The 7653-nt window shown below is 68.3% G+C and carries 9 protein-coding genes; 3 read left to right on the top strand and 6 right to left on the bottom strand.

Annotation, left to right across the window (positions count from 1 at the left end; all coding sequences use genetic code 11):
• Nucleotides 1–621: AraC family ligand binding domain-containing protein (locus AC1D01_RS13895; protein WP_477867111.1), on the bottom strand; the 621-nt coding region annotated here is incomplete at its 3' end.
• A 217-nt stretch (nt 622–838) separates the two neighbouring features.
• Between AC1D01_RS13895 and AC1D01_RS13900 the strand changes: the two genes are divergently transcribed.
• Nucleotides 839–1522, top strand: coding sequence for a siderophore-interacting protein (locus AC1D01_RS13900; RefSeq protein ID WP_477867113.1), 684 nt, complete (start codon nt 839–841; stop codon nt 1520–1522).
• A gap of 24 nt (nt 1523–1546) precedes the next feature.
• On the opposite strand, the gene AC1D01_RS13905 is transcribed toward AC1D01_RS13900, so the two are convergent.
• Nucleotides 1547–2455, bottom strand: a complete 909-nt coding sequence (locus tag AC1D01_RS13905) for a glycosyltransferase family 2 protein (protein WP_477867115.1) — start codon at nt 2453–2455, stop codon at nt 1547–1549.
• A 446-nt stretch (nt 2456–2901) separates the two neighbouring features.
• On the opposite strand from AC1D01_RS13905, the gene AC1D01_RS13910 reads away from it, so the two are divergent.
• On the top strand, nt 2902–3105 hold the full coding sequence (locus tag AC1D01_RS13910) for a type II toxin-antitoxin system VapB family antitoxin (RefSeq protein WP_477867117.1): 204 nt from the start codon (nt 2902–2904) through the stop codon (nt 3103–3105).
• Complete coding sequence (locus AC1D01_RS13915) at nt 3105–3482, top strand: type II toxin-antitoxin system VapC family toxin (protein WP_477867127.1); 378 nt, start codon at nt 3105–3107, stop codon at nt 3480–3482. Before AC1D01_RS13910 ends, AC1D01_RS13915 begins: the two co-directional genes overlap by 1 nt.
• Before the next feature lie 28 nt (nt 3483–3510).
• On the opposite strand, the gene AC1D01_RS13920 is transcribed toward AC1D01_RS13915, so the two are convergent.
• From AC1D01_RS13920 to AC1D01_RS13935, 4 genes are read right to left on the bottom strand one after another with little or no spacing between them, the layout of a single operon-like run.
• Nucleotides 3511–4716 (bottom strand): M20 aminoacylase family protein, encoded by a 1206-nt coding sequence (locus AC1D01_RS13920; RefSeq protein WP_477867119.1) that lies wholly within the window; start codon nt 4714–4716, stop codon nt 3511–3513.
• A complete protein-coding gene (locus tag AC1D01_RS13925; RefSeq protein WP_477867121.1) occupies nt 4713–5576 on the bottom strand; it encodes an N-formylglutamate amidohydrolase in 864 nt (287 codons plus the stop codon). Before AC1D01_RS13925 ends, AC1D01_RS13920 begins: the two co-directional genes overlap by 4 nt.
• A complete protein-coding gene (locus AC1D01_RS13930; RefSeq protein WP_477867123.1) occupies nt 5573–6616 on the bottom strand; it encodes an ABC transporter ATP-binding protein in 1044 nt (347 codons plus the stop codon). The genes AC1D01_RS13925 and AC1D01_RS13930 overlap by 4 nt, the downstream gene beginning before the upstream one ends.
• Before the next feature lie 7 nt (nt 6617–6623).
• Complete coding sequence (locus AC1D01_RS13935) at nt 6624–7595, bottom strand: ABC transporter ATP-binding protein (protein WP_477867125.1); 972 nt, start codon at nt 7593–7595, stop codon at nt 6624–6626.
• Nucleotides 7596–7653: the final 58 nt, after the last annotated feature.

Raw genomic sequence — 7653 nt, forward strand, 5'->3', positions numbered from 1 at the left:
GCTCATGCCGGTCTCCTTGGCGAGCAGGCGCGCCAACGACCGCTCGCTCAGGCCGACGCGCCGCGCCCAGCTCTGCGTCGTTCCGCGGTCGGCCGGGTCGTCGACCATCATCTCGGCGATCTTGCGCAGGCGGGGATCGATCGGCATCGGCAGGTGCAGGTTGCCGGTGGGCGCTGCAGCGAGCTCATCGACCAGCAGCTCGGTCACGCGCCTGCCCATGCCCAGCTCCGCATAGAGCGTCGGCAGTGTCGAGCAGCGGATCACCAGCTCGCGCAGCAGCGGCGTGGTCGACACCGCGCAGCAGGCCGTCGGGAGATTCGTCGCCACCGCCGGCTCGATGAAGACGACGTAGCCCTCCATCTCGCCGGCACCGGTCACCTTGTGCGACACGCCACCGGGTATCCAGATCGCCCCTTGCGGCGGCACGAACCAGAGGCCGCCCTGCACCTCGCAGGTCAGCACCCCGCGCATCAGCAACAGCAGCTCGCCCTTGCGGTGGCTGTGGAAATCCATTTCATGCCGCTGGCCGGAGCCCTCGAACACGGCACTGATGCTCAGCACCGGGCGCGGCACGAGATCCGGATCCGCCCAGTCGGCGGCAAGCTCATTCAGAAGGGGCATGGGGGCGATGACGATTGGCAGGATCTCCGAAGATTCTGGCATTGCCGCGCAATGCGCTCGCGAGAGCCCCTCTTTACGATGCGCCAACACCCTTTGGAGCACACGAGACCATGGATTCATTGAGCACGGGCCGCGTTGCCCGGACGCTGGCGCGCCGCTTCCTCTACCAGTGCAACGAGTTCAGCGTGTTCACGCGATGAGCTGGGGCCGTTCGCTGATGCGCATGCTGATGAAGCAGGCGCGGGTCGTCGAGGTCGAGCCCGTCGCCGAGGGTTTCCGGCTGATCACGCTGGAGAGTCCGGAGTTCAAGGGCCTGCAGTGGGTGCCGGGGCAGAAGGTGCAGATCGCGATGGGATCGGCCTTCGTCGCGCGGACCTTCACGCCGATCGAGTGGGACGCGGCGGCAGGGCGGACGCGGATCCTCGGGTATGCGCATGGCCACGGGCCGGGCAGYGCGTGGGTCCGCGTTGTCGGTCTCGGCGATGCGTGCGATGTCTTCGGGCCGCGGGCATCGCTCGATGTCGGCGATGCGCGCCTGCCTGTCGTGATTGGCGACGAGACTTCTATCGGGCTGGCACATGCGCTCGCGCTCGGTGGCCCTCCCCGCCCTGCGACCCTGCCGTGCCTGTTCGAAGTGAAAGCCGCTGCCCCTGCCCGCGAGGCGGTGGTTCGGCTGCATCTGGAGGCGGCAGAGTTGTTCGAGGGCAAGGACAACGACGCACACCTGGAAGGCATCGAGCAGCGCCTGCCAGCCCTCGCGGCCACCGGCTCGACCTTCGTGCTGACAGGCAAAGCCTCGACCATCCAGCGCCTGCGCCGAGCACTGAAGGACTCGGGCGTCGCTTCGTCTCGCGTCTCGACCAAGGCGTACTGGGCACCAGGGAAGACTGGCCTGGATTGAACTCTCGTGTTCGCTGCCGGAAAGTCAGCCCTGGGTGCGCCCACGCCCCAGCACACTGAGCACCACCAGCTTGACTGCCAGCTTGGCGGCTTCCACCGTGGGTCGGTAGCGCCACGATTCGCGCAGCCGCTCGCGCGCCGCCGGCAGTTGGCGAGCCCACATCAGGTCGCGGGCGTAACCGAGCGTGGTGGCCACCCGCGCGTCGCGAAACTCCTTGGCGAAATGGCGGGCCTCCTCCGGATGCTCTTGCTCGAACTTGGCATACACCTTCAGGCGGTTGCCGGTGTTGATGTTCCTGCTGAGCGAGCCCGGCGTGCTGGTCACGTTCACCAGCGGCTGCGCCACCTCGACGATGGTGGTGGACACCGCCACGCGCAGCGCGAAGTCGATGTCCTCGCCGGTCTTCAACGTGGTGTCGAAGTCGCCTGCTGCATTGCGCGCCTCGGTGCGCAGCACGACGTTGGAGCCCATCATGCCCCCCATCAGCAGGTCGGGCAGGCGCAGCATGCCGTTCACCACCCCGGGCTTGGGCGGCGCGATGCCGATCTCCGAGCCGTCGGGGCGCACGCCGCGCGCGCGGGTGCAGCAGGCCGCGCCGGCGCCGGCGCCGGGCACCGCTTCGATGGTGTGCACCGCAGTCTCCAGCCAGCGCGGATCCCAGTGGTCATCCGAATCGAGCAGCGCCACGTAGTCGCCGGTCACCTGCGGGAACGCCGTGTTTCTTGCGCTGGACACACCGCCGTTGGGCTTGGGGATGTATTGCACCGGGGCCGGCAGCTCGCGCACCAGTTCGGCGGTGTTGTCGGTGGAGCCATCGTCGACCACGATGACCTGGTGCGGCGGCAGCGTCTGGGCCAGCGCGGAACGCGCTGCGCGCACCACGTCCTCGGCCCGGTTGTAGGTGGGGATCACGACGGAGACCTTGGCGCTCATGGCGGCCCTCCCGAAGCTTGCGAAGCAGGCGTGGTGGCGCATTCAGGCAGCGGCTCTCCCGAGCACACCTGCCCCGAACGGATTCACCCCGGAATGGATTTACTGGCGATGCGGGGGAAGCCCGCCGCACGGCGGGCCGTGGCGCCCGCGTGCTCGATGCTGGGCCGGGTCATCGACCCGGCAGTTGGCGTTCTTGCTCATGGCATCCCTCCCCAGGGCTGGCAGCCGGTCAGGTCGACTCAGGCTGAAGCAAGAGAATAATTGTCGATCCGAACAAATTCAACGAATCGAACTCGATTATCGATAATTGTCAGGAATCGCGGTCGCAGGCTGCAATTTCCGCTCACCCCCCATTGAAGAAGCAGGCTTGGCGCCTGCATCCACCCCATTGAATTGGTGTCAAGATTGATTCAGAATGGCATCGTTTTTGATGCTGAAAGGATGCCATGCGAACGACCGTGACCATCGACGATGCGCTGTACCAAGAGGCCCTTGAAGTCGCCGAACCGGACATGGACAAGGCCGACCTGTTCCGCGAAGCCATCAAGACCTTTGTGCGGGTGCAGGCCGCCAAGCGCCTCTCTGCACTGGGATCGACGCTGCCGGACATGCAAGACATTCCCCGGCGACGCGAGGGTGCCCGCCGGTGATGCGGGTGCTCGTCGACACATCGGTGTGGGTCGCTCATTTTCGGCAGCGCAATGCCGCCTTGATGAACCTGCTTGCGATGGACCTGGTGCTGATCCATCCGATGATCCTGGGCGAACTGGCCTGCGGAACCCCACCGTCTCGAACGCAAACCCTTGCCGACCTGGCGCGGCTTCAGCCGGCTCAGCAAGCCAGCATGCGGGAGGTGCTGGCCTTCGTGGAGAGTGAAGGTCTGTTCGGGCTGGGTTGCGGCCTGATCGACATCACGCTCCTGGCATCGACCCTGATGATGCCGGGCACCGAGTTGTGGACGCTGGACAAGCGGCTGACGGCCTTGTCGGAGCGGTTTGCCGTGATGCACCACCCCGCGCTTCACTAAGGCCTGTCAACACCAGCCCGAAGCCATCTCACCCCCGCGCGAAGAACGCCTCCACCAACCGCACCCAATACGTCCCGCCCACCGGCAGCAACGCATCGTTGAAGTCGTAGTTCGGGTTGTGCAGCTCGCACGGCCCCATGCCGTGGTAGGTGGACTCGCGGTGGCCGCCGCCGCCGTTGCCGACGAACAGGTAGGTGCCCGGCACCTTCTGCAGGTAGAACGAGAAATCCTCGGCGCCGCCGTGCTGCGGCGTGTTGCCGTCGACCTTGTCGGCGCCGAAGGTGTCCTGCGCCACCTTCATCGCGAAATCGGTCTGCGCGTCCCAGTTCACCAGCGGCGGGTAGGCGCGGTGGAACTTCAGCTCGCCGCTGCCGCCGTGCACCTGCGGCAGCACTTCGGCGATGCGCCGCATGTTGGCCTCGATCTCGTCCAGCACCTCGGTGCTGAAGGTGCGCACCGTGCCGCGGATCACCGCCTCGCCCGGCAGCACGTTGTAGGCATCGCCCGCATGGATCTGCGTCACGCTCACCACCGCCACGTCGATCGGGTTCTTGTGGCGCGAGATCAGCGTCTGCAGCGCACCGACCATCTCGGCCGCGATGACGATCGTGTCGACCGCCTTGTGCGGCTGCGCCGCATGCCCGCCGGTGCCGCGCACGATGATGTCGAAGCGGTTGCTCGACGCCATCGTCGGCCCCTTGCGGAACGCGAAATGCCCCGCCTCGAAGCCCGGCATGTTGTGGATGCCGTAGATCTCGTCGCACGGGAACCGGGTGAACAGGCCGTCGTCCATCATCGCCTTGGCGCCGGCGTTGCCGCCCTCCTCCGCCGGCTGGAAGATGAAGTTCACGGTGCCTTCGAAATCGCGGTGCGTCGACAGGTAATGCGCCGCGCCCAGCAGCATCGCGGTGTGTCCGTCATGCCCGCAGCCGTGCATGCGGCCCGGCGCCTTCGAGGCATGCAAAAAACGGTTGTGCTCCGGCATCGGCAGCGCATCCATGTCGGCGCGCAGGCCGATCGCGCGCTCGCCCGGGCCGCGCGTGCCGTGCAGCACGCCCACCACGCCGGTCTGGCCGAGGCCTCGGTGCACCTCGATGCCCCAGGCCGCCAGGCGCTCGGCCACCAGGTCGGAGGTGCGCGTCTCCTTGAAAGCCAGTTCGGGGTGCGCGTGGATGTCGCGGCGCAGCGCGGTGAACTCGGCGTGCTTGTCTTCGATCTCGGCGATGAGCGTCATGTGACCTGGTCCTTCACGTAGTCGGCAATCTCACGGGAGACGGCGGTGAGCGCAGCCTGCAAGGCGGGGAAGCCGGCACTGCGCTCGCGCGTCGTCTCGTTCATGTAGAGCCCGCGGTGGATCTCCACCTGCAGGCTGTGGCGGCGCTCGGCTGGCCTGCCGAGCCGCGCGATCAGCGCGACACCCTTGAACGGGTCGTTCAGCGCCACGCTGAAGCCGCGCCGGCGCAGCGCCTCGGCCACCAGCGCGGTGAACTCGGGCGCGGCGGTGCTGCCGTCGCGGTCGCCCAGCACGAAATCGGCGAGCGGATGGTCGCTCTGGATCTGCAGCCCCTCGTACGAATCGGCGGGCATCGAATGCAGGTTCAGGYGCCACACCGCGCCGAAGCGCGCATGCGCCGCCTCGATCTGCTCGCGCATCGCGGCGTGGTACGGCGCGTGGTAGCGGGCGATGCGCTGCTGCACCTCGGCCACCGGCAGCTTGCGGGCGTAGATCGGCCACTTGCCGCTCTTGCCCGCGTCGCGCCAGATCAGGCCGATGCCCAGGCGCGTCTTCTCGCTCGGGCGCAGCGGCGTCGGCCAGGGCTCGGCCAGCATGTCGGGATCGATGTCGTCGATGTCGCGGTTCGGGTCGATGTAGGCGCGCGGGAAGTTCGCCGCCAGCAGCGTGGCGCCGACCGAGGGCAGCGCCTGCCACAGCACGTGCACGTCGGTGTCCTCGGCGCCGCGCAGCTGCTCGAAGGGCACGACGTGGTTGAAATCGTCGGGGTACTGCACGCCGCTGTGCGRCGAATCGCAGATGAGCGGCACCGCGTCGCCTTCGGGCAGGCGCAGCGTGAAGGGTGCAATGGGTTCGGTCATGTCACGGCATCGTTGAGGTGGCACGCGCTGGTGTGGCCCGTCTGCAGGGTGCGCAACACCGGCGCCTCGACCTTGCAGCGCGGCAGCGCATGCGGGCAGCGCGGATGGAAGGCGCAACCGGGCGGCGGCGCCAGCGGCGACGGCAGCTCGCCCTGGATGGGCAGGTAGGCACGGCGCGCGGTGTCGAGCCTCGGCAGCTCGGCCAGCAGCGCCTGCGTGTAGGGGTGGTTGGGCGCGCTGAAGATCGTCTCGGTCGGGGCCACCTCGACGATGCGGCCCAGGTACATGATCACGACGCGGTCCGACACGTGCCCCACCACGCCCAGGTTGTGGCTGATGAAGAGGTAGGTCAGCTCGAACTCGCGGCGCAGCGCGAGGAACAGGTTGAGCACCTGCGCCTGGATCGACACGTCGAGCGCCGCCACCGCCTCGTCGCACACGATCAGCCGCGGTTTCAGGGCCAGCGCACGCGCGATGCCGATGCGCTGGCGCTGCCCGCCCGAGAACTGGTGCGGGTAGCGCTGCGCGTAGCCGGGGTCCAGCCCCACCTGGCGCATCAGCCCCTCGACATACTCCGCCTTCTGCGATGCTTTCACCAGCCCGTGCACCACCGGCGCCTCGCCGACGATGTCCAGCACCCGCATGCGCGGGTTCAGCGAGGCCATCGGGTTCTGGAAGATCATCTGCACGCCCAGCCCCCAGGCGCGGCGCTCGGCGGCGTCCATCGCTTCCACCGGCTTGCCGAGGAAGCTGACGCTGCCCTCGGTCGGCGGCGTGATGCCGGCGACCACGCGGCCCAGCGTCGACTTGCCGCAGCCGGATTCGCCGACCACGCCGATCACCTCGCCGGGCCGGATCTCGAGGTCGACATCGGCCACCGCATGCACCACCGACGCACGGTGGCCGGCTCCCCGCAGGTTGGCGATGCGCGCGGCCAGGTCGATGTCCTGCACGAAGCGCTTGGAGACGCCGCGCAGTTGCAGCAGCGGCGCGACGGTGCCGACCTTGCTCGCGGGAGTGGGTTCGAGGAGGGTTTCCATGCGGTCCTCAGGCCGGCTCGGTCGTCAGCAGGTTCCAGCAGCGCACCGTCTTGCCCGCGGGGCCGGGCTCGGCCTGCGGCACCGCGAGGCACGCGTCGGTGGCGTGGCCGCAGCGCGGCCGGAAGGCGCAGCCCTGCGGCAGGTTCAGCAGCGAAGGCGTCATGCCGGGGATCTGCCGCAGCAGCGTGCCGTGCGTGGCGCGCGTCGGGATCGAATCGATCAGGCCGCGCGTGTACGGGTGAGAAGGGTTGCCGATCACGTCGGCCGTCGCACCGCTCTCGACGATGCGGCCCGCATACATCACCGCGATGCGATCGGCCAGGCCCGACACCACCGCCAGGTCGTGCGTGATCCACATCATCGCGGTGCCGGTCTCGCGGCACAGCCTCTGCACCTCGTACAGGATCTGCGCCTGGATCGTCACGTCGAGCGCGGTCGTCGGCTCGTYGGCGATCAGGAGTTTCGGGCGGTTCAGCAGCGCGATCGCGATCGCCACGCGCTGGCGCATGCCGCCGGAGAGCTGGTGCGGATAAGCCTTGAGGCGCTCGTCGGGCGACGGGATGCCGACCATCGCGAGCGCGTCGCGGGCTCGCGCGAGCGCCGCCTGCGCACTCACCTTCTCGTGCGCGTGGATCGCCTCGACCATCTGCGTGTCGACGCGCAGCACCGGGTTCAGCGTCATCATCGGATCCTGGAAGATCATCGCGATCTCCTTGCCGCGCAGCGCCTGCAGCCGGCGCTCGGTCGCTCCCACCAATTCCTGGCCGAGGTAGCGGATGTGCCCGCCGACGATGCGCCCGGGCGGATCGATCAGCCCGAGGATCGAGAAGCCGGTGATGCTCTTGCCCGAACCCGATTCGCCGACCAGGCCGAGCACCTCGCCGGCCTCGATGCGCAGGTCGACGCCGTCGACCGCCTTCACCACGCCGCCGTGCGTGAAGAAGTGGGTCTGCAGGCCCTGGACGTCGAGGACGGTCATGTTTCAGTGTGCGTTGCGTGGGTTCAGGATGTCGCGCAGGTGGTCGCCGACCAGGTTG

The sequence above is a fragment of the Rhizobacter sp. P3_B12 genome, assembly GCF_056402895.1.

Coding starts and splice junctions, on each gene's coding strand:
- AC1D01_RS13905 (WP_477867115.1), bottom strand. CDS start 2,455: ATGAGCGCCAAGGTCTCCGTCGTGATCCCCACCTACAACCGGGCCGAG.
- AC1D01_RS13910 (WP_477867117.1), top strand. CDS start 2,902: ATGCGAACGACCGTGACCATCGACGATGCGCTGTACCAAGAGGCCCTT.
- AC1D01_RS13915 (WP_477867127.1), top strand. CDS start 3,105: ATGCGGGTGCTCGTCGACACATCGGTGTGGGTCGCTCATTTTCGGCAG.
- AC1D01_RS13920 (WP_477867119.1), bottom strand. CDS start 4,716: ATGACGCTCATCGCCGAGATCGAAGACAAGCACGCCGAGTTCACCGCG.
- AC1D01_RS13930 (WP_477867123.1), bottom strand. CDS start 6,616: ATGGAAACCCTCCTCGAACCCACTCCCGCGAGCAAGGTCGGCACCGTC.